General features: G+C 45.8%; 15 protein-coding genes, 2 tRNA genes and 1 pseudogene. 9 read left to right on the forward strand and 9 right to left on the reverse strand.

The annotated features are described in order from the left end of the window. Positions 1 to 322 precede the first annotated feature (322 nt). Positions 323 to 655: a late competence development ComFB family protein gene (locus tag ACE1CM_RS29250; protein WP_374882371.1), complete on the reverse strand. Its 333-nt coding sequence runs from the start codon at positions 653 to 655 to the stop codon at positions 323 to 325. Between the two features lie 14 nt (positions 656 to 669). After that, on the reverse strand, positions 670 to 792 hold the full coding sequence (locus ACE1CM_RS29255) for a hypothetical protein (RefSeq protein WP_374882372.1): 123 nt from the start codon (positions 790 to 792) through the stop codon (positions 670 to 672). A 30-nt stretch (positions 793 to 822) separates the two neighbouring features. On the opposite strand from ACE1CM_RS29255, the gene ACE1CM_RS29260 reads away from it, so the two are divergent. Next, entirely contained in the window at positions 823 to 4,215 is a 3,393-nt protein-coding gene (locus ACE1CM_RS29260; RefSeq protein WP_374882373.1) for a HEAT repeat domain-containing protein, read from the forward strand. Positions 4,216 to 4,523: 308 nt separating this feature from the next. On the opposite strand, the gene ACE1CM_RS29265 is transcribed toward ACE1CM_RS29260, so the two are convergent. After that, complete coding sequence (locus tag ACE1CM_RS29265) at positions 4,524 to 4,757, reverse strand: hypothetical protein (protein WP_374882374.1); 234 nt, start codon at positions 4,755 to 4,757, stop codon at positions 4,524 to 4,526. A gap of 174 nt (positions 4,758 to 4,931) precedes the next feature. Between ACE1CM_RS29265 and ACE1CM_RS29270 the strand changes: the two genes are divergently transcribed. Then, positions 4,932 to 8,009: a HEAT repeat domain-containing protein gene (locus tag ACE1CM_RS29270; protein ID WP_374882375.1), complete on the forward strand. Its 3,078-nt coding sequence runs from the start codon at positions 4,932 to 4,934 to the stop codon at positions 8,007 to 8,009. A gap of 105 nt (positions 8,010 to 8,114) precedes the next feature. Here ACE1CM_RS29270 and ACE1CM_RS29275 read toward each other — a convergent pair whose 3' ends face one another. Next, entirely contained in the window at positions 8,115 to 9,551 is a 1,437-nt protein-coding gene (locus tag ACE1CM_RS29275; protein WP_374882376.1) for a hemolysin family protein, read from the reverse strand. A 62-nt stretch (positions 9,552 to 9,613) separates the two neighbouring features. Then, the gene (locus tag ACE1CM_RS29280; RefSeq protein WP_374882377.1) at positions 9,614 to 10,342 is read right to left on the reverse strand and encodes a hypothetical protein; all 729 of its coding nucleotides are present in this window, start codon (positions 10,340 to 10,342) and stop codon (positions 9,614 to 9,616) included. 74 nt (positions 10,343 to 10,416) lie between these two features. Here ACE1CM_RS29280 and ACE1CM_RS29285 point away from each other — a divergent pair. Next, positions 10,417 to 10,489 (forward strand) — tRNA-Ile (locus tag ACE1CM_RS29285). Positions 10,490 to 10,700: 211 nt separating this feature from the next. Here the strand turns inward: ACE1CM_RS29285 and ACE1CM_RS29290 are convergent. Beyond that, positions 10,701 to 10,772, reverse strand: a tRNA-Gly gene (locus ACE1CM_RS29290). A gap of 511 nt (positions 10,773 to 11,283) precedes the next feature. Between ACE1CM_RS29290 and ACE1CM_RS29295 the strand changes: the two genes are divergently transcribed. The 3 genes and pseudogenes from ACE1CM_RS29295 (at position 11,284) to ACE1CM_RS29305 (ending at position 14,911) form a co-directional block, all read left to right on the forward strand. Beyond that, positions 11,284 to 12,153, forward strand: a complete 870-nt coding sequence (locus ACE1CM_RS29295; protein ID WP_374882378.1) for an Npun_R2479 family HD domain-containing metalloprotein — start codon at positions 11,284 to 11,286, stop codon at positions 12,151 to 12,153. A 6-nt stretch (positions 12,154 to 12,159) separates the two neighbouring features. Then, positions 12,160 to 13,275 carry an ABC transporter permease gene (locus tag ACE1CM_RS29300; RefSeq protein WP_374882379.1) on the forward strand — a complete coding sequence of 372 codons (1,116 nt, stop codon included), beginning with the start codon at positions 12,160 to 12,162 and terminating at the stop codon, positions 13,273 to 13,275. 317 nt (positions 13,276 to 13,592) lie between these two features. After that, positions 13,593 to 14,911 (forward strand): annotated as a pseudogene (locus ACE1CM_RS29305) (RNA-guided endonuclease InsQ/TnpB family protein). Here ACE1CM_RS29305 and ACE1CM_RS29310 read toward each other — a convergent pair. Then, the gene (locus ACE1CM_RS29310; RefSeq protein ID WP_374882392.1) at positions 14,852 to 15,781 is read right to left on the reverse strand and encodes a ribose-phosphate pyrophosphokinase; all 930 of its coding nucleotides are present in this window, start codon (positions 15,779 to 15,781) and stop codon (positions 14,852 to 14,854) included. The pseudogene ACE1CM_RS29305 and the gene ACE1CM_RS29310 overlap by 60 nt on opposite strands. A 435-nt stretch (positions 15,782 to 16,216) precedes the next feature. Here ACE1CM_RS29310 and ACE1CM_RS29315 point away from each other — a divergent pair, with 435 nt between their 5' ends. Beyond that, complete coding sequence (locus ACE1CM_RS29315) at positions 16,217 to 18,253, forward strand: protein kinase (protein ID WP_374882380.1); 2,037 nt, start codon at positions 16,217 to 16,219, stop codon at positions 18,251 to 18,253. A 90-nt stretch (positions 18,254 to 18,343) separates the two neighbouring features. Continuing rightward, entirely contained in the window at positions 18,344 to 19,024 is a 681-nt protein-coding gene (bioD, locus tag ACE1CM_RS29320) for a dethiobiotin synthase (RefSeq protein WP_374882381.1), read from the forward strand. On the opposite strand, the gene ACE1CM_RS29325 is transcribed toward bioD, so the two are convergent. Further along, positions 18,990 to 19,433, reverse strand: coding sequence for a helix-turn-helix domain-containing protein (locus ACE1CM_RS29325; RefSeq protein ID WP_374882382.1), 444 nt, complete (start codon positions 19,431 to 19,433; stop codon positions 18,990 to 18,992). The two genes, bioD and ACE1CM_RS29325, sit on opposite strands and share 35 nt — an antisense overlap. 1,004 nt (positions 19,434 to 20,437) lie before the next feature. On the opposite strand from ACE1CM_RS29325, the gene ACE1CM_RS29330 reads away from it, so the two are divergent. After that, a complete protein-coding gene (locus ACE1CM_RS29330; protein WP_374882383.1) occupies positions 20,438 to 20,881 on the forward strand; it encodes a hypothetical protein in 444 nt (147 codons plus the stop codon). A 359-nt stretch (positions 20,882 to 21,240) separates the two neighbouring features. On the opposite strand, the gene ACE1CM_RS29335 is transcribed toward ACE1CM_RS29330, so the two are convergent. Continuing rightward, positions 21,241 to 21,390: a hypothetical protein gene (locus ACE1CM_RS29335; RefSeq protein ID WP_374882384.1), complete on the reverse strand. Its 150-nt coding sequence runs from the start codon at positions 21,388 to 21,390 to the stop codon at positions 21,241 to 21,243. Positions 21,391 to 21,761 lie beyond the last annotated feature (371 nt).

Here is a 21,761-nt window from a genome sequence, read left to right on the forward strand (position 1 = left end):
ACGGCATTTTATCATCTTGGCTAGAAATCAAAATTTATGCGACGCCGTGCCCCTACTGGGTATAAATAAACATCACAATTCGGGGCACGGCATTTTATCATCTTGGCTAGAAATCAAAATTTATGCGACGCCGTGCTACTACTGGGTATAAATAAACATCACAATTCGGGGCACGGCATTTTATCATCTTGGCTAGAAATCAAAATTTATGCGACGCCGTGCTACTACAAACCAGGTTAAAACTAATACAGAGATCCCCGACTTTTTAGAGAAGTCGGGGATCTGGATACTGAGCATTTTAAGTTTAACTACGCCCATTTACTTAATTATCAGAGTTTTTATCTTCTAAAAATAGCAAGGGGGTGCTAACTTTTAAGGGGTCGCGTTGTACAGCAGCCAATCCCTGACGCACTGCTAGAAAAATTTGCTTTTCAAGCTTGGTTTTGGCAAGTTGCTGTTGCCTTGTCCATCCTTCAATGCTGGTGGCGTATAGGGGAGGTAACCGATTGAGTGCGTAGGCAATTACTTGCTCTGGGTTAATATACTTAACTAATTTGGGTGACAATTGTTCCAGTTGCCGCTTGACTTCTTCAGTTACTAATGGTTCGAGAGCGTTGCGGTAGAGTAGAACTTGATCGGGTACTGGGGTTGTCATAAGATACACTTGTGTCATCTCCTAATCGCTTCTATAAATCGATCAAAGTCGATGGGTGCTTGAGTTACGGATGGATTTGCGATCGCTTTTGCCTGACTTTGGCTTGACTTGCGCTTGACCTCAAAGAAAGCCAACATAAAATAAGAGAATTTTTATTAAAAAAACTTATGCCTCGTCGGGGAATCAGAGTTGCACCAGCATGTATCCCCAAAATTAAGCAAGCTCTTCGGCGTCACGGGTTTCCCAGTCAAAATGCTTTGGCGGAGACGTTAGGACTATCTCGCGCGACTATTACCAGCTTTTTTAATGGAAGAGCGATTGATTATACGAATTTTGTCGAGATCTGCGAGAGATTGGGATTGGATTGGCAAGCGATCGCCTACATCGAAGAAGAAACCTCTCCCCCTACCCCTCTCCTGCAAGGAGAGGGGAGTAATCTTACTTCTGCTCCCCCTCCTGCTCCCCCCTTCCCTCGCAGGGAAGGGGGGCTGGGGGGGTTAGGTCTTGACTGGCGACAAGTCAGCCAAGACATGCTCAAAGCTCAAAACCAGCAACGACTGACAACAAATCCTCTCACCGCTGGCGATGGATTAACCTTTGAACTCGATGAAATTTACGTACCCCTGGGACTGGTAGAACGCAAGCAGCGAGAGCGGCGAATAGGCGATATTTCACCAGAAGAAGGTTCGAGAATTTATGAACCAGAAACCTCTGATGAAATTACCCATACATTTCATTTCAACGAGTTTTTTGAGCAAGTTTTGCGTCCAGGAAAAAGCAAACGAATTGCCATTATTGGCGAACCGGGTGCAGGAAAAACCACACTGCTACAAAAAATTGCCGCCTGGGTTTTCGATAACTCTTCTGATGTACCAATCTGGATTTATCTGGCAGATTTACAGGGAAAAACAATCGAAGAATATTTACTGAATAACTGGGTGATATCTGCAACCAGAAAAGTGCGCGTCACCCCAGAAATGGAGTCAGCGCTAGGCGAATTGTTCAACAGCGAACGAGTTTGGCTGCTGTTGGACGGCGTTGATGAAATGGTGACAGAATCGGGTAATGCTTTGGCGCAAATTGCTAAACAACTCACAGGTTGGGTTTCTGATGCCAGGGTGGTGTTAACTTGTCGGTTGAATGTTTGGGATGCCGGGAAAAATGCCCTGGAAAATTTTGAGACTTATCGCAATTTAGACTTTAGTTATGGAGATGCCCAAACACCGGATCAAGTAGGGCAATTTATCCGCTGTTGGTTTAAGAATAATCCAACATTAGCAGAACGCTTGCGGACTGAGTTAGACAAGTCAGGACGAGAGCGAATTAAAGATGCAGTTAAAAATCCCTTGCGCTTGGCGCTTTTATGTCGAAATTGGGCGATCTTTCAAGGCGGATTGCCGACTACTAAGGCAGGGCTTTATCGGCAGTTTACAGAAGCGCTTTATGAGTGGAAACAAGAGCAATTTCCTACCTGTTCAACCCAGCGACAGGAGTTAAATCAGGCGCTGGGAGAATTAGCAAAAAGGGCTATAGCTGAAGAAAAAACTAAGTTCCGTCTCAGCGATCGCCTTGTGCGTGGAATATTAGGCGAACCTGATGCAAAGCTGTTTAAATTGGCACTCCAGTTAGGATGGCTAAATCAAGTGGGAGTAGCAGCGGAATCTGAAAGTTGTGGAGAGAAAGTCTATGCTTTCTACCATCCCACGTTTCAGGAATATTTTGCCGCGCAGGCGATTGATGATTGGCACTATTTTTTAAATCACCACCCTGAAAATCCAAAACAAGGCACTTATCGCATTTTTGAACCGCAGTGGAAAGAGGTAATTTTGCTGTGGTTGGGAAGAGAGGACGTGTCAAAAGAGCATAAAGAAGATTTTATTAATGAATTAGTGGAGTTTAAGGACAGGTGCGAGCAATTCTTTTTTGATGGTTATTTATACAGAGTATTTTATGAATATAGAGCTAATTTTTTAGCCGCATTAGGAATTGTAGAGTTTGGAGATTGTAGTAAAGCTTCACAAATAGTAGCACATATAATCAATTGGTCTTTTGGTTATTTTAATATCGAAGAACAGAAATGGTGGACTTTTTTATCAGCACTTGAGGAGGAAGCTAGAGCTACATTACTAGAGACAGATCGCAGCCGAGCGATCGCAGCGTTAGTGCAACTCCTGAATGTAAAAAATATGGATGAATATTTTAGTAGGTTAGCAGTACTAACTTTAGGGGAAATTGGTACGGCAAATACAACAGCTATTGCGGCATTAGTTCAAGTTATAGAATTAAGTAAGGATGAATATAGCCGTAGGCTAGCTGCCGAGAATTTAGGGCAAATCGCCAGGGGAAATACAACAGCTATTGCGGCGTTAGTTCAAGTTATCGAATCAAATAAAGATGAATACACTTGTTGGCGATCTATTGAGAGCTTAGGCCAAATAGGCGCGAAGAATACAACAGCGATCGCGGCGCTATTACGAATTCTCAAATCAACTGAAAACGAGTACACCCGTTGGCTATCTGCTGATAGTTTAGCCAAAATCGACTCAGGCAATCAAACAGCAATTGAAGTGTTGGGACAAATTAGCAAGTTAAGTAAGAACGAATATACTCGTAGGCTAGCAGCTGAAAGCTTAGAAAAACTTGGCTGTGAAAAGGAACCAGCAATGGCAGCATTACTACGAATTATTAAATGGACTGAAAATGAAGACATTCGCAGACAAGCGGCTGAAAGCTTGGGACAAATTGACGTTGGTAATGAAACGGCGATCGCAACATTAGTGCAACTGATTAAGTCAATTCAAAATGAGTCCACTCGCCGAGAAACAGTTGTGAGTTTAGAAAAAATTGGCGATGGCAATCAAACAGCTATTGCGGCGTTAGTGCAACTCATTGAATCGACGAAGGATAAGTATACTCGCAGGCAAGCGGTTTCTAGTTTAGGGGCAATTGCCAGGGGCAATGAAATGGCGATCGCAGCGTTAGTACAACTTATCGAGTCAAATGAAGATGATGGTATATGCTGGCAAGCGGTTGCTAGTTTAGGGGCAATTGGCAAGGGTAGTCAAACAGCAATAGCCGCGTTATTACAGTTGATTAATTCAACAAAGGATCAAGGTATCCTGTGGCAAGCAATTTTTAGTTTAGGGGCAATTGGTACAGGTAATCCAACAGCGATCGCCCCATTAGCCCAAGTTATTGAGTCAACTGAGGATGAAGAAATCCGTATGCAGGCGGCACATAGTTTGTGGGCAATTGACTCTAACAATGAAACAGCGACTACAGTGTTAATCCAAATCCTTGAATCAACTGAAAATGAATTCATCTGTAGGCGAACTGCTGAAAACTTGAAAAAAATCATGGGAGAATATTTTTTAGCAAGAATTGTTATAGCATTGAAAGGCTACTTGTCATATGAAACTTCCGCCAATGACTCTAAGCGCTTTGATGCTTGCTACAAAGTCATTTGGCATTGCGCTCAAAATATGAGTTACCCAGATTTTTACCAAGCTTGGCACAATTCAACAGAGATGATAATTAAATGCGATCGCATCCAAAAATAAACTTTACGCCCTTCCCGGTAGAAGATTATCTACTTCTTCCTTCTTCTTCCTTCGTGTTCTTCGCGTCTTCGCGGTTAAATAATACTAATTCTTCAGACACCGAAAGGATTAATCCACCCCTTCCATCTGCCCCACAACTCGCCAGCGATTAAAATCGCGCAGCTTAAGCGAAAGTCCTCTGAAAGAGGAATGAAAACTCTATTTCTTATCAGTCGGTTTTAACCGACTTTTGCTATTAGCCCGGAAATTGATTTCCGGGCGGGGTTTGAACCTGAGCATATTAAAAAATGCCGAATTTAACCAAAACATTACACCATTGCCGCCTGTTCTTCCCGATGCACAGGAGAAGGTGCAAAACGGCTTCCAGCGCCTTCTCTATCGCTTGGCGTTCCTCGTTTAGGTGCGGGATAAGAACCGACAATTTTGTTAGAATTGTTGAGGAAGCCTTCGAGCAAAAGATTGTTGAACGTCGAGGTCGTTACAACCTGGGAACTTGTAGCTAAAATAATCGTAGTTAAGGATGCAAGGGATTGAGCATTCATCGAAGCCTCCTTAGCGGTTTAATTAACCGCCTTCAGTAGCAATTGGAAGCTGCTTTTAAAACTGCATCGCTTCCACAATTACATCAAACAGGGAGGCTGCTTGAGTTCCCGATTACGCTATGATTGAGAATGCTTGACTTGTGCTTGACTTAGATAATTGCACTTTCTTAAACTATGGCACGGTCGATTAGAGTTGCTTCGGAATGCATCGCTAGAGTTAAACACGCTTTGAGGTGTCATGGTTTTCCCAGTCAGAATGCTTTGGCTGTGGCGCTAGGACTCTCTCGCTCTACTATAACCAGCTTTTTTACCGGGAAGCCAGTAGATTATGTAAATTTTGTCGAAATTAGCGAAAGATTGGGATTGGATTGGCAAGCAATAGCTTACATCGACTCTCCACCCCTAGAAACAACGCCGCCACCAGAAACTAATAATATTTTCGACTGGAAACAAGCCAGCAAAGCCATGTTGTTAGCACAAGAGCGAGGACGCTTAACAACAAATCCCCTCACTGCTGGCGATGGATTAACCTTTGAACTCGATGATATTTACGTACCTTTAGGATTAGTAGAACGCCAGCAGAGACAGCGTCGCATCGGCGATATTTCCCCCCAGCAAGGATCAAAATTTTACGATCCAGATACTGCTGATGAAATTATCCAAACTTTCGATCGACAAGATCGGTTTTTCGACCAAGTTATCAAATCAGGAAAAAGCCAAAGAATAGCAATCATCGGAGAACCAGGATCGGGAAAAACTACCCTGTTACAAAAAATCGCCTCCTGGATTATCGAAAATACTTCCGATGTCCCAATCTGGATTTCCTTGGCAGATTTACAGGGTAAAAGTATAGAAGAATATTTACTCAGCAACTGGCTAAGATCGGCTACCCGCAAAGTGCGCGTCACCCCAGCAATGGAAGAAGCGCTAGGCGAGTTATTTAATAGTGGAAAAGTCTGGTTGTTATTAGATGCCGTTGATGAAATGGCAATCGGTGCAACGACTGGATTACCTTTACAAACAATCGCCAATCAACTCACCGGATGGATAGCAGATGCCAGGGTAGTTTTGACTTGTCGCCTCAATGTTTGGGATGGGGGAAAAAATGCCCTGGAAACTTTTGAAACATATCGCAATTTAGATTTTAGCTATGGGAATCTGGATGGGGTGGGACAGTTTATCCGCCGCTGGTTTAAGGATAATCTAGAAGTAGGCGATCGCTTGCGACTCGAATTAGACCAACCCGGACGCGAACGCATCTTTGATGCGGTGAAAAATCCCCTCCGTTTAGCACTTTTATGCCGCACTTGGACGCTTGCACCCGATGGATTGCCCAATACCAAAGCCGCACTTTATCGACATTTTATCGAAGCACTTTATGAATGGAAGCAAGAGCGATTTCCCACCAGTTCAAGACAGCGACAGCAATTAAATCAAGCGTTGGGAGAGTTGGCATTAAAAGCAATTGCTGAAGAGAAAACAAAGTTCCGCCTGCGCCATCGTCTCGTAACATCGGTACTGGGAGAACCCGATGAAGATTTATTTAAATTAGCCCTACAATTGGGGTTTTTAAACCAAGTCGGAGTCGCCGCCGAAACCGAAAACTGGGGTGAGAAAGTTTATGCTTTCTATCATCCCACTTTCCAAGAATATTTCGCTGCCCAAGCTATTAACGATTGGCATTATTTCCTCAACTCATCCGCTGCTAACTACCGCATTTTTGAACCACAATGGCAAGAAGTAATTTTATTATGGTTGGGCAGAGAAGATATATTAAAAGAACAGAAAGAAGAATTTATCCAAGCCTTAGTAGAATTTGAAGACGGATTGGGAGAATTCTCCATCGATGGTTATCAATACAAGGGATTTTACGAGTATCGCGCTTATTTTATAGCCGCTGAAGCTATTGCCGAGTTTGCCGATTGTAGTAAAGCGGATGAAATAGTAGCCCAAATTGTTCAGTGGCGTTTCGGTTATTTTAATAGCGAGAAACAAAAGTGGATTAATTTAATCCCAACCTTGAAAGAGTCGATTAGATTAGCTTTAATAAAAACCGATCGCAGCCGCGCGATCGCATCCTTACTCCACTTGCTAAAATCTGGTGAAGATGAATCAATCCGTTGGCGTGCAGCTTATAATTTGGGCACGATTGGTATAGGAAATAAAGATGCGATCGCTGCTATCGTTAACCTAATAAAAATATCCAAAAATGAAGCATCTTCTAGCCAAGCCGCTTGGATTTTGGGAAAAATAGACCCAGGAAATCAAGATGCGATCGCCACTTTATTACACCTGATTAAATCAACCGAAACAGAATCCATCCGCAGACTAGCCGCTTGTTATTTAGGTAAAATCAATCCCGGCAACGAAACGGCAGTTACTACCCTGATTCAACTGGTTGATACAAGTTTAAATTCATCAATTCGCCGCCAAGCAATTGAAAGTTTAGGGGAAATTGCCACGGGAAATAAACCAGCAATTGCATCATTATTACAACAGATCGTTAACTCAACAGAAACCGACTCAATTCGCCAGCTTGCAGCCGAAAGTTTAGGCAAAATTGCTCAAGGAGATCGAGATTGTATCGCTGTTTTAACTTCACTGATAACAACAACTGAAAAAGAATCAATTCGCCGGATAGCTGCGACGGCTTTAGGTACAATAGATGCCGGAAATAAAGATGCGATCGCCACTCTCACCCAGCTAACTGAGTCGGCTAAAACCGAATCTAGCCGCAGGCGTGCAGCTTTTAATTTAGTCAGAATAGCTCCGGGAAATAAAGCAGCGATCGCCGCCTTATTGCAGATAATTAAATCCACCAAAAAAGAAGCGCCTCTAAGAAAATGCGTGGAAAGTTTAGGGGAAATTAGTATAGTGAATAAAACCGAGATCGATGCTATAATAAAACTCGTAGAGTCAAGCCAGCTAGAATCAATTCGCCGCCAAGCTGCTTTGAGTTTAGGGAAAATTGCACCGGGGAATAGACTAGCGATCGCCGAATTATTGCAACTGATTCAAACCACTAAAAATCCATCTATTTTATGGCAAGCCGCTGAAAGCTTGAAGCAAATTTTACCAGACGAACAGTTGCCAGAAGTTGTGAGTAGTTTGAAACAATATTTATCACAAGAAACCTACAAAAATAACATCGATAGATACCGCGAATGTTATAATATTATAGGCTATTGCGCCCAAAATATGAATTATCCAGAATTTTACCAAGCTTGGACTAGAAACCGGGTTTCTGTGTAGATCTCTCCTTGACATCAAAATTTTCCTAGAAACCCGGTTTCTTTGCGAGATCAACTATCTGAATTACCAATTACCAATTACCAATTACCAATTACCAATTACCAATTACCAATTTTTATTGTCAATATCCTCATCTGGGGGGATGGTTTCGCTTTGTTTATTCTCGGCTTCATTTGCAGCATTAAACTCTTCTATAATCAGAGCAGTTGCAGATTTTTGGCGACGGACGAGAATTTGATCCAAGCGCGGCCCTTCAACGGCAACCACAGTAAATTCGATATTTTTATAATGAAAAATTTCCCCTTGGTTGGGAATTTTCTGCAACTGGTAAATTAGGAAACCGCCTAAAGTTTGGTATTCATCTGTAAGGGGCAAATCTAAATCTAACAACTCGTTGAATTCTGACAAATTTATCTGCGCCTGTACCAAAAAAGTTTGTTCGTCTACTCTTTGGATAATTAAATCTTCGCTGCTATCAGATTCGCCGGTATCGCCAATAATTTCAGCAATTAAATCATCTAAAGTCAGCAATCCTGCCGTGCCGCCAAATTCATCCACCACTACCGCGATTGATTGGGGGGCGCGCTGCATCATCGGCAGCAATTCGCTCAATTTAGTATATTCCGGGACAAACTTGGCGGGGCGAATCCAGGGGTGAATTTGGCTGTTTAAAGTGAGTCTACCTTGGGCTAAAGGTTCAGCCAATTCGATAAAATTAATAATGCCCACAACATCGTCCAAAGATTCCCCCGTAACGGGATAGCGAGAGTGTCCAGTCGTGGCAATTTCATTGAGAAGTTCCTGAAAAGTTGCGGTGCTGGGGATAGAGGTAATGCTGGTACGCGGTACCATCACCTCTGCTGCCACAACATCGCCAAACTCAAATACATTACTGAGTAATTCTCGCTCTTCGGCTTGCAAACCCGTAGACTCTAAAGAGGTGGAAATAATTAGCTGCAACTCTTCAGAAGTGACGGGAGGTAACCAAGCTTCATCGTTGTAGCGAATGCCCACCAATCGCAACAGGAAGCGAGTGGATTGATTTAAAATCCAGATAAACGGCTTAAAAAAACGCGCGATCGCCAAACTAGATGGCCCCAAAAGCCGCGCCAGCTGTTCCGCATATATCAGCGCCACCGACTTGGGACACAACTCGCCCAAAACTATCTGTAAATAGGCGATGAGCAAAAAAGCGATCGGGATGGCAAGGGTGTGAGCGATCGCCCAATTCAACTTTCCTGGCAGGGGTAGGCGTGCCAGCAAGTCTGCCACCAAAACAGCCATTCCCTTTTCCCCGATCCACCCCAGTGCCAGACTAGAAAGGGTAATTCCCAACTGGGTGGTAGAAAGCAGTCGGTCGATATTTCGTTGCAGTTTTTGGACAATTTTAGCCGCGGCGTCACCTGATTCCACCAACTGATTGATGCGCGATCGCCGCACCGAGACAAAAGAAAACTCAGCGGTGACAAAAAACGCATTAATCGCAATCAGCAGCAGCACCGACAACAAGCGCGGCAGAACGTCTTGCCAAGAAAGGAACATAGAAGGCGGATGCACTAAGCTTGAGTGGGTGTGCCAGTCATAATTACTAATGCCCCATGTTGCTATCTTACTGGAATCCCAGAGGTTTGCAGGCGCAGTTGCTGATCTGGGTAATCTGTCAGCGTCAGGGAAATTTGCTCCGCACCATCCAGCACCGCCGTTGGGATACTAACCGTCCCCGCAACGGGTTGATTATTCGGTGGCAACTCCGTTGGCAAACCTTCCGTACTCGCACTCAAAGCGCGCCCCCGGTTATCGGTCACATCGAGGAAACTATAGAGAAACCTTACCGCAGAAGTTCCCTCGTTTTTCAGGCTCACATCCAGCACCAGGGAACCTCCCTGCTGACGCGCCGAGCGAACTTCTAAAGTCACCCCTTTATCTTGGCTGATCGCTGGAAATCCAGGCTGATTAGTAGCTGTTTGTGGCTGCGGCTGTTCTGGCGAGAGCGTCTTAGCGCGTTCATCCCTTTTTTCTTCTTTCTGTTCGGCTTCGCCTTCCTTCTCCTTGCGCTGGATCGTCGCCCTCACGCTTTTGATAATATCTGGCTCTTTGAGCATGACCAATGGTTTAGAATCCAACAGGGTTTCCTTTCCACCCGTCTTCTTCGCCGTTGGGCGAGCATCCGGCTGAGACACGCCTTTGAGGGCTTCATGCCCCAGAGCAAATCCCCATATTCCACTTGCGATGCTAGCTCCTGCCATCAGAGTTAGCAAAATCAAAGTCAGAACCACTGTGGAGTTAAATCTTATGGGTGGTACCTTAATGCGCTGCTTCCTTGTAGTTGCCATGGGCGGTTAAACAACTCTTAAATTGGTGGGTGAGTGGTCGAAGGTAGCGGATTTATAATACAATAAAAGCTCAACCAGGGTTGGCCGAGCGGTTTAGGCAGCGAACTCATAATTCGCCCCAGGCAGGTTCAACCCCTGCACCCTGGATTTTTGCTCCCCGTTGGCTGTGACTGGCTTTTATCTTAAGCGAGTTGCCAAAATATCGATAGGGATTGGAAAAATCTCTTTGACAATCGATTGTTAAAAGAATGGCAACACGTCTTGTCTTCCTCGAATAAATAGTCTGGAGTAGCAAAACTGTTACCTCGTTAGTACCTCAACATTAGTGCTGTTGTCGCCACATTTCTATCAGCCTCAAAGCGGGTGAAGGGACTCGAACCCACGACATTCACCTTGGGAAGGTGACGTTCTACCACTGAACTACACCCGCATACAATTGTCTCGTTTGACACTCCCCGCGCCTATTGGTAAGGGTTCTTAAGACTCTTGTACTGACGCAACCTATTGTAGCACAGTTGCGCTTTGACTCGACTTAAAAGTCCCCTTCGCGCTGGCACTCCCGCGTAAACGACGGGCGTGCCAGCGCGTCTCGTCATGCTTTATCATCGCTTCCACCTTGACCCGACGAGATCGTCTTGGTAAGCACTACATCCCCCGCCTTGAGGACGGGGGTTTTGTGCCTCTGGTCAAATTTGAGGGCACATTATGGCACTCTGGCTCAAAAATTGCCAGCCTTCGCCAATCGATCCCGTCTCAACCGTGGCGATCCCATAGGAAATATTACGAAAGTACCTTGGAGCGTTGGTTGCGCTAGCATATAAACCAATTGTGGAAACAACAGGGATTTGTTCCTATCTTGAATAAAAATTAAAGAAGATAACAAACAACTATAGCTGCCCAATCCCTCTAGACATTGCCAGTAGCACGAGCGAGTAACCAGCATGTTTAATGCCACAGAAATCTTAATCGACACCTTCGTACAAAACCTCCGGGATGGCTACCACCGCACCTACGGGGGATGGAAAACCAACTACGAAGACATCATTGGCTGGGCGGGAAGTATGGCGTTAGAAAATATCGCCAACAGCGACGCCCTCTATCATAACGTCGAGCATACGATTCTGGTTACCTTAGTCGGGCAAGAAATCTTACGCGGGAAACACATCCGCGAAGGTGGAATTTCTTGCGAAGATTGGTTGCACTGCATTATCTCTCTGCTGTGTCACGACATTGGCTACGTTAAAGGCGTGTGTCGCGCTGACAGAGATCAAGAAAGATTGTATGCGACTGGAAAAGACGGCGGCATGGTCGCTCTGCCCCCAGGTGCTTCGGATGCCAGCCTGACGCCTTATCATGTAGATCGAGCCAAACTCTTTATCGCAGAACGGTTTGGCGGTCACAAGCTGATCGATGCCGAAGCGATCAAGCGCAATATAGAATTAACCCGTTTCCCTGTCCCCGTGGCAGAAGATCATCAGGATACGGTTAATTATTCGGGTTTAGTGCGCGCCGCCGATCTCATCGGTCAACTTAGCGATCCGCGCTATCTCAAGAAAATCACTTCTTTATACTATGAATTTGAAGAAACTGGCGTGAATAAGGCTTTAGGCTACAGCCATCCCGGAGATCTACGCAAGAACTATTCCAAGTTTTACTGGAACGGGGTTTATCCCTACATCAAAGAGGCACTCCGCTATCTCACCCTGACGCAGCAAGGAAAGCAAATCATCGCTAACCTTTACTCGAACGTGTTTGTGGTGGAACACGAAAAGGTTGAGGAGGAACAAAGACAACTGGTGGAAAAGCGGTAAAACTATATGAACTGGTGGCAGAAACTGAAAAAGAATCCCCTGGCTAGTTTGGGGGCAATAATCCTGTTAATTTTCTACTTGGCTGTCATTGCAGCCGATTTTGTCGCGCCTTACGACCCCTATGCGTCTCAATTCAACGGTTCTTTACTGCCACCAACTCAGATTTACTGGCGCACCGAGCAGGAACAGTTTATCGGGCCGCACGTGTATCCGACGACACAGGGGGCGGTTGACTTGGAAACAGGCGAGCGCTTACTCACAGTAGACCGCCAAAAACCATCACCCCTACGCTTGTTTGTCTCTGGGTCAACCTACAACCTGTTTCAGATCAGTCTCCCCTTACCCCCCAAGTTTCAAGAAGTAAAAATTTTTACAGGCATACCCTGTAATTTGCACTTATTCGGCACGGCGGGCGAAGGCAAATTGAACTTATTGGGAACGGACGAACAAGGGCGCGATCAATTCAGTCGCCTCGTGCATGGAGGCCGGATTAGCCTTAGCATCGGTTTGGTAGGAATTGCGATTTCCTTCCCTTTAGGAGTACTGATAGGTGGAATTTCCGGCTATTTTGGTGGCTGGATTGACGGTGTTTTGATGCGGGTCGTGGAAGTATTGATGACGATTCCTTACATCTACCTTCTGGTTGCCCTATCGACAGTTTTGCCCCCTGGAATCAGCAGCGCCCAGCAGTTTCTGCTAATTGTGGTGATTACCTCGTTTGTCAGCTGGGCGGGGTTAGCGCGAGTAATCCGAGGACAGGTGCTGTCAATTAAAGAACGGGAATTCGTCCAAGCTGCACGGGCGATGGGCGGTAAGCCCCTGTATATCATCATCCGTCACGTTTTACCCCAAACAGCGACTTACCTGATTATCTCGGCGACTTTAGCAGTGCCTGGTTTTATCGTCGCCGAATCGGTACTGAGCTTACTCGGATTGGGAATTAAGCCCCCCGACCCGTCTTGGGGTAATCTGCTTTCAGTGGCGACCAATGCTTCTATTTTGGTGCTACAACCTTGGCTAATTTGGCCTCCAGCGATTCTGATTATCGTTACAGTATTGGCTTTTAACTTATTAGGCGATGGTTTGCGGGACGCCCTCGATCCTCGCAGTCAGCAACGGTGAATTGGGTAATGGCTAATCGGTAATGGCTAATCGGTAATGGAAAGCAATACCGATTGCTACAAATTAGGCGAGCGGTAATCGGTAATGGCAAGAAATACCAATTACCAATTACCAATTACCAATTACCCATTACCCATTACCTGAATGTCGGCAGAAGGATCCCGCGCTTACTGCAAAGCAGTAAGCGGCGAGACGGTAGGGTTGAATGCCGCAAGTGGTTCCGGCATCGCCTACCTCATCAATGCCCACCAATAAATAAATGCGAAGCATCCTTAGAAAATATAGACTCATTTTCTAAAGTATGATATTGTACTCGTATGATAACACTAACCTACGAGTACAAACTGGCTCCCACGCTCGAACAAATACAGACTTTTGACCAATGGTTAGAAATCTGTATTTGTTCGAGCGTGGAATTTTGCATTAAGAGAACGCAAGGACTTTGCTCACTCTAGGAAGTGCGATATCAATGCTTGTAGTATCGTTTCGGAATATATAATTCCACCGGATGCCAAGCGACCTACCTATGCTAGTCAGTGCAAAGCACTAACCGCAGCCAAGAAAGAATATGCCCATCTTAAAATAGTTCATTCGCAAGTGTTACAACAAGTTCTAAAGCAACTTGAAACAGCGTTTGTGTCATCCCCGTTTTAAGAAAAAGATGCGTTCATTTGGATTGCCACAAATGAACGAAAAAGATATAGTTGGGGATACGATCAAACTGCCTAGTATCGGCATGGTCAAGATGCGTTTATCTCGTCCAATACCTGACGGGTTTACCCTAAAGCAGGCTCGTATTGTTAAACGTGCATCTGGATACTACGTAATGCTTTCATTGCAATGTGATGTTAATGTACCTGTTCTCCTCATGGGGAACCATTAGGGATTGATGTCGGATTGCTCTCCTTTGTTGCTACATCGTCGGGTGAGTTGGTTAAAAGACCTCGTTTCTTCGTTGATACCCAGAGTCAGCTGAAATTGCTAAAAAGACGGTTAAAGCGCCAGAAAAAGGGTAGTAAGAATTGGCGCTTTCCTCACCCAAAAAATAGCTCTATTGCACGAACATATTTCTAACTCAAGAAAGGACTGGCATTTTAAACTGGGCTATCATCTTTGTAATCAAGCAGGAATGATTTTTGCAGAGGACTTAAACCTAAAAGCAATGTCTAAAGTAATGCTATGCAAGCATACCTTAGATGCTGGTTTCGGTCAGTTTTTAAATAGCTTGAGTTGGGTATGCTGGAAACGCGATGTGTACTTTGCCAAAGTAGATTGCAATGGTACATCTCAAACTTGCCCCATATGTGATACTCATACCCCCAAGGATTTAAGCGTCAGGGTACATGATTGCGTTTGTGGATATCGAACCGATAGAGATCTAGCAGCAGCCCAAGTAGTGAAAAAGAGAGGGCTTTTAAGTCTCAACGCCGATGGACAAGCGTTGTTCCAAAACGTCTGTGGAGACGGTCTAACGGGGGCAGCAATGCAAGCGTCAAGAGTCTTTGAAGCAGAAAAGCCAGACTGTGAAGTTTGGAATCCCCCGCCATATTGCGTAAGCAATTGGCGGGGGAGGATGTCAACGAAACATACTGCTAACCGAACTATCTTCGTGAATGCGCCAGATGGCTTCGCCTAGCACGTTAGCCACTGAAAGCACTGTCAGCTGTTCAAACCGATCTTCTTCCCGAATCGGTATCGTGTTCGTTACGATGACTTCTTCAAATACACCGCTGGATAGTCGTTCAGTTGCTGGGGGCGAGAAAACCGCATGGGTGGCACAAGCGTAAACCTGACGGGCGCCTTCTTTTCGCAATAACGCCGCGCCTTGAGCGATCGTGCCGCCCGTGTCGATCATGTCATCTACCAATACAGCCGTTTTACCGGCGACATCGCCAATAACGTTCAAAACTTCTGCTACGTTATGAGCTTGGCGGCGCTTGTCGATAATTGCCAGGGGCGCATCGTCAAGCTTTTTGGCAAACGCTCTAGCTCGCGCCACGCCGCCTACATCCGGCGACACAACAACGATGTCAGAGAGTTGTTTGTTTGCCAAATAATCTAGCAGTACGGGAGAACCGTAGACGTGATCGAAGGGAATATCGAAATAGCCTTGAATTTGTGCCGAGTGCAAATCCATTGCCAGTACGCGATTGGATCCAGATTCGGTAATCAGGTTCGCCGCCAGCTTGGCTGTAATCGATTCTCGCCCAGCCGTCTTGCGGTCGGCGCGGGCATAGCCGTAGTAAGGAATGACAGCCGTAATTTGCCTTGCCGATGCCCGACGGCAGGCATCGATCATGATCATCAATTCCATCAGGTGATCGTTGACGGGACGGCAAGTAGGCTGTATAAGGTAAACATCGCAACCCCGGATCGATTCCTGAATTTGAAGGTAAATTTCTCCGTCCGCAAATTGTTTGAGTACGATTGGACCTAACTCAATTCCCAGGTAAGCAGCAACTTCCTGAGCCAGCGGACGATTGGCAGAGCCAGCAAACAATCGCAGGCGATTGTTTGCTGCTAGTTCCGGTGGTGGCGACTGAAGCGTCAAAGTGCCAGAACGGATCACAACAGACCCTCGAAGCATGTTCATCGCGATCTTATCATCTCAGTTTGGCTAGATTTAAGAAAATTTCTTTAAATTAAATGTTGGCAGAAGTTTTGCGACAATCGCGCTCGCGGCCTTCGTTGTGCCAAGCAACAAATTATAGCGATATCTTTGATAAATTCTGGCTGCTCTGGTGGTATGATTATCTGCCTTGGAATTTACAAACCTATTAAAGCTAGGACTTACGCAAAGAAACCTCTACACAGAAACAAAGGTTCTAGGTCGCCCAAGCGTAAGTCCTGAAAGCAAAGGTCAGCTAGTGGTGGGTAGTTCGCGCTAAAATGCAGCCAGCTTAGATTTTTCGCCCTGTTAGTGACTGCTGATCAGATCGCGATGCAACCACCGCTTCCCATTGGCACCGTCGTGCAAAACCGCTACCGCTTGCTCAAGATTTTGGGTCAAGGGGGGTTTGGTCGAACCTATCTGGCAGAAGATACTGGGCGCTTTAAGGAACGATGCGCGCTCAAGGAATTTATTCCCGTGCAAACGGGTGCTTACACGCCAGAGAAGTCTAAAGAACTTTTCCAACGGGAAGCAGCTACGCTTTATCAAATTCAGCATCCGCAAATTCCCCAGTTCCGCGCCACCATCGAGCAAGATGGACGCCTGTTTTTAGTGCAAGACTATGTAGAAGGCAAGACCTATAGCACGCTGCTAACCGAGCGCAAGTCACAGGGAAAAAGATGCTCCGAAGCTGAGGTTTTGCAACTTTTACAGCAGATGTTGCCAGTATTAGACCACATTCACGCTAAGGGGATTATTCATCGCGATATTTCACCGGACAATATCATACTGCGCGTGAGCGATCGCTTCCCCGTCCTGATCGACTTCGGCGTGGTCAAAGAACTCGTCACCCGGTTTCAATCCCCCCAAAAAATCCCCACGGTCACCACAGTGGGTAAAATGGGCTACGCGCCCCCAGAACAAATTCAAACCGGACGCGCTTACCCCAGCAGCGACCTCTACGCTTTAGCCGTTACCTGCGCTGTTCTGCTCACCGGACAAGACCCCCAAGATTTATACGATGAAACCAGTTTGAGTTGGACTTGGTATCGATGGATACCGCCGGTCAACCCCGGATTGACGGCGGTGTTGAATCGGATGTTGAGTTATAAGCCGAGCGATCGCTACTCGGACGCCCGCGAAGTCGCCATAGCTCTAAAATCTTCCTACAACAACCCAGCGGCGTCCAAAATACCGCCAACCCAGGTGCAAGCAACCCCTGCTCCCCAATACTCGCAAATGGAAACGGTAGCGGTAAATCGTGCCGCTGCAATTCGCTTTGCAACTGCTGCGCCTACGGCGCAAAGTCAGTATCCTTCTAACCAACCCAACCCAGTAATTCCCGCAGCTACAGAACGCTCGAGTTGGGATAGCCCCTTGCTGGTTATCTTTGTGGGAATGTTCTTGGCTATATTGGCGGGAGTTGGCTCTTGGGCGATCGTCAGTACCATCCTCAACAATCCAGCTCAGGTCAAAACCATATTGACGCCGATACCGACGCCCACGGTTTTTGATAATCCAACCGACTCAACGCCCACACCAACTCCCATCGAAACCCCTACACCAACCCCCGAACCCGAACCCGTCACCTCTGAGGAACGCCTCAACTTGTTGCCGGGAGATAGTCTTTCTACCCCAGGAAATCTCAAAGCCAACGAGACGGCAAATTATATCATTAATGGCACGAAAGGTCAACAGTTAAGCGCGTCTTTGGAAGAAGAAGGGGTGTTGCTCACCATTTTGGGACCAAAGGAAGAACCTGTAGATGACCGTTCTACACGAGTGACGCGCTGGGAAGGGGTACTGCCAGATAATGGGAATTATACGATCCAACTACGCACGGTGCGGGGGGTTCAAGAGGGCGCCTATAAACTCAATCTGCGCCTAACTAACCCAGAACCGACACCAACACCGACAGAAACACCAACGCCGACAGCAACGCCGACAGCAACACCAACGCCGACAGCAACACCGACAGCAACACCAACGCCCACACCCACCTTGGGTGAAAATCCATTTCCGGGCGAGGAATTTAAGGTCGCACCGCCTGCTACGAATGAATATGAGGAAGAACCGCTGGATTTGCCACCGGGTAATGCCAGCGCCCAAATTTCTGGTAGAACGAGTCAAAGCAGAATCAAGCGATACTTGGTTTATGCTCAAGCAGGACAGGTACTGAGCGCGAGAATTCAAACCGGAGCTTCTGCGGCAAGGTTGGATATTCGCCATCCCAACGGTCAATTGGTGGAAAATGCCTCTGGGCTGGGAGAATGGGAAGGCAAGGTGGATTCGAGCGGTGAATACAAAATTGATGTGACGGCAACCGAGGCAACAAATTTTACGATTGAGGTAAATGTTCGAAAATAGTAGCTAATTGCTAATTGCTAATTGCTAATTGCTAATTGCTTCATAGAAACCCGGATGGGTGCGCGTAAGTCCTGTAATTGCTAATTGCTCATGAATGCACTTTTGATTGCTGGTACTGATACGGATGCGGGAAAAACAGTTTTAACGTCAGCGCTGGCGGCGTACTGGCAAATTTACTGTCGGAGTCGGAGTTTGGGGATTTTGAAACCGCTTCAGACTGGAGTGGGCGATCGCGAACTCTACAGTCAAATATTTTCCCTCAATCAATCCCTCCAAGAAATTACACCGCTGCACTTTAGCGCACCCCTCGCCCCGCCGATAGCAGCGGAACGAGAAGGACGCCAAATCGAATTAGGAAAGGTTTGGCAGGCGTTTGATAGCTTGCACAAACAGCGGGATTTTGTTTTGGTCGAAGCGCTGGGGGGACTTGGTTCTCCCATCACCCACGAACTCACGGTGGCAGATTTAGCCAGGGATTGGGGATTGCCCACAGTGTTGGTCGTGCCGGTACAATTGGGTTGCATCGGTCAAGCTGTTGCGAATGTTGCCCTCGCGCGTCAGTCCAAAGTCCAGCTTAAAGGTATTGTCCTTAACTGTGTCAAACCTTGTTCAGACCAAGAAATAGCTGATTGGGCATCAATCGATCTGATCGGGTCTTTGACAAATACCCTGGTTTTAGGCGTTATACCTTATTTAGATGAGCCAACCGATCTTAACAAGTTGGCTCACGTTGCCTCTAATCTGGATCTAGAACGGTTGATGCCGGTTTGATTGACATTTCTGAGTTGAGAGATCGCTTTTGGGTCGCTGTCAATAACTCATCCAGAGAAGTTTGCAGGTGGGTCAACACCTTATACAAGAAAGCTCTGACTAAGGCATACTCAATGTCACAATTCCCGTTCTTCTCCGCTTCTGTCAGAGACTCTGTTGGTTCTCTTAGCAGTTGTTGATAGCGTCGAGGTAGGACAGCGATCGCTTGCCAGTCCAATTCTAATCTGGCGCTAATTTCGATAAAGTTTAGATAAGAAACTGGTCTGCCATTGAGATAGCTGTAAACTGTGGAGCGACTGAGTCCTATTGCCTCAGCCAAATCCTGCTGGCGATAAAAGCGACGATATACAGCTTGCTTAACTGTTGGGATATGCTCGCTACCCACTCTGATTCCCGGTGTTCTTGCCATAGTAGCTGAAGAAAGTGAAGGTTTTTGTGTCAACAAAAAAGGTCAAATCTAGGACACACAAAACTCTGATTGATATCACGTCCCTTCCCAACGGTTGTGTAATTGTTAATAGTTAATTGCTAATGGTTAAATAAAAAAGAAACAGTCAATCATTACTGAGCAGCTCTCGAGGCAATTGACAAGCGAGCAATTAGCAATTAGCAATTAGCTATCCATACACTACCGATGCCTAAGGACATGATATGACAGACACGATGCCTAATGCTGTGGCGGTATTGCGTACGCCACCACACTACAGGTCTGTGCAATTAATTGCTCTGTCCTGCAAGACAAAACTTACTCAAAGGACGCATTTCGCTCCCTTTGACGGAAAGCTTCCTGCTTCAACCTTTGGGAGTCGGTTCCAACAGTCCCCAGGCGTAAATTCCGCGCTTGCCGCACCTACAAGGGTTTTTTGGGGCATTTTCCCAATTTATCGTCCCATTTAAGTCACGATAGTTGGAAATGCCTCACCGATTGCATCGCCTGTGTCATCTTGCTTTGACTACAAGTTGGGATTGGCTTTTGACCAATGGTTGGATTATAATCAGATTTTGTCATGGCAAACTGAAGCAGTCCTTTGCTGCTGGAAGTTTGAACAAATACCGTTCCTGTTGACACCAGGCAGCGGAAATCGAATTCACGTGTTTTTTTACAGCGAAGACCCCAGCGTGCCCTACTAACACACTGGGTTCTTCGCTGTTAAAAAACAGCCTAGCACGTACTCGCCGTGCCAGTCAATAGTTTTAGATATAAGTCCCCAATTATATTATTATAGTCCTTGGCTTGAGTGATTGATTGAGTTATGCTTGACTTATGACTGACTTATGCTTGATTTTTAATAGTTCACAGTTTTGCGTAAGTTCTGGGTTTAATGGCGATACAGAGATCCTTGTTTTGTTTTGTTTGATACGAAAACATTTCGGTTAACTTTAGCTACTATGGCAAGAACTTCAGGAATCAGAGTGGCTCCAGAGCATATCGAAACAGTTAAGCAAGCTCTACGTCGTCGCTTTTATAGCCAGATGAATTTGGCTGATACTGTGGGTTTGGCTAGATCGACTGTTCAAAGCTTTCTTAATGGTAAGCCGGTTCACCTTGGGAGTTTTATAGAGATTTGTGGACAATTGGGGCTGGACTGGCAAACCGTCGTCGAGCTACATACCACTGCTGCAAAAGAGGCGAATAATGCTCGTGCATCTCTTCCCATATGTACAGAAGATGATGAGCGGATAGAATCTATTGCCAAACGCAATGCTGAAATTCTGGTAACTCTGTTCAAAAATATTCGCAGTCAACTACCATCCGATGTCTCTGATGAAGTTGTAGCGAATCTGGCTAAGGCTGCACTCTCTGAAGCTAAATACTATAGTGGTTCTCAGTTGGATGAAACAGAAGAACCGCAGTAGCGAAACCAGCGAGAATATCTTGAGGTGCGATCGCCCTTCCGGTTGCTCTTGAGTTATATTAACTCAAGTTGCTAGTTATAACTATCGTGGGTTGCTCGCATTGCTAATCGCTAATTGCTTGCTTATGGGAATATTTTTCGGTTATACCATTAGCCATTAGCTATTAGCCATTAGCCTGTCTTCAGCCCTAAAAAGATAACTAGCAATTTGCGTTATCTCAATAGCTTTTTCGATCATTTTTCTGGGTCAGGCGATCGCTCCAATCGCCCAAAATAGTCGGGTAATTCTTCCACAGAAATAGTTGGTCTTTTTCTGAGATTCTTGTCAGATGAGCCGGAGGTCCCGTCGCTTGATTCGATTTAAATGGGGAGCAGCTTATTTGCCACCACACCGATGCGATCGCTCGCTGTGATATCATGTCCGCTTGAAGACCCATAGTTGGGACTGACGCGGGGACGCCCAGACGCTCTGACGCGGAGAATTTTAATTAAGGGTAATCGACCGGACATGATATGAGATGTGAGTAACGACAAAGTCTAAAGCCAGGGTCTTTCATGCACGGTTTCCGGTAAAGAAGCGTTACATAGTTTGGTTTTTCCGTGCTACCCTGCTGATACTGACATGATATTATTGGGTGATGTCAAGAAAACTACTCATTCCCTGGGATAAAAATACAGCAACTACTTTCTCTGCGATAATTGGTAACCTGGATTGACCGTGAAAGATGTAACCAGTAACAAGCAAGAGATTTTTTGTACAGCAAGTGAACAAAGCAATGTCGAGCAACTTGGAATCAACTCAGCCGCAAGAACTAACTCAATTTGTTGGCAAGCATTTCATCTATACTTACGAAAATGGCTGGCAGTAAGAACTATATGTC

The organism is Microseira sp. BLCC-F43, assembly GCF_041929235.1.
In the GTDB taxonomy this organism is placed as follows: Bacteria; Cyanobacteriota; Cyanobacteriia; order Cyanobacteriales; family Aerosakkonemataceae; genus Microseira.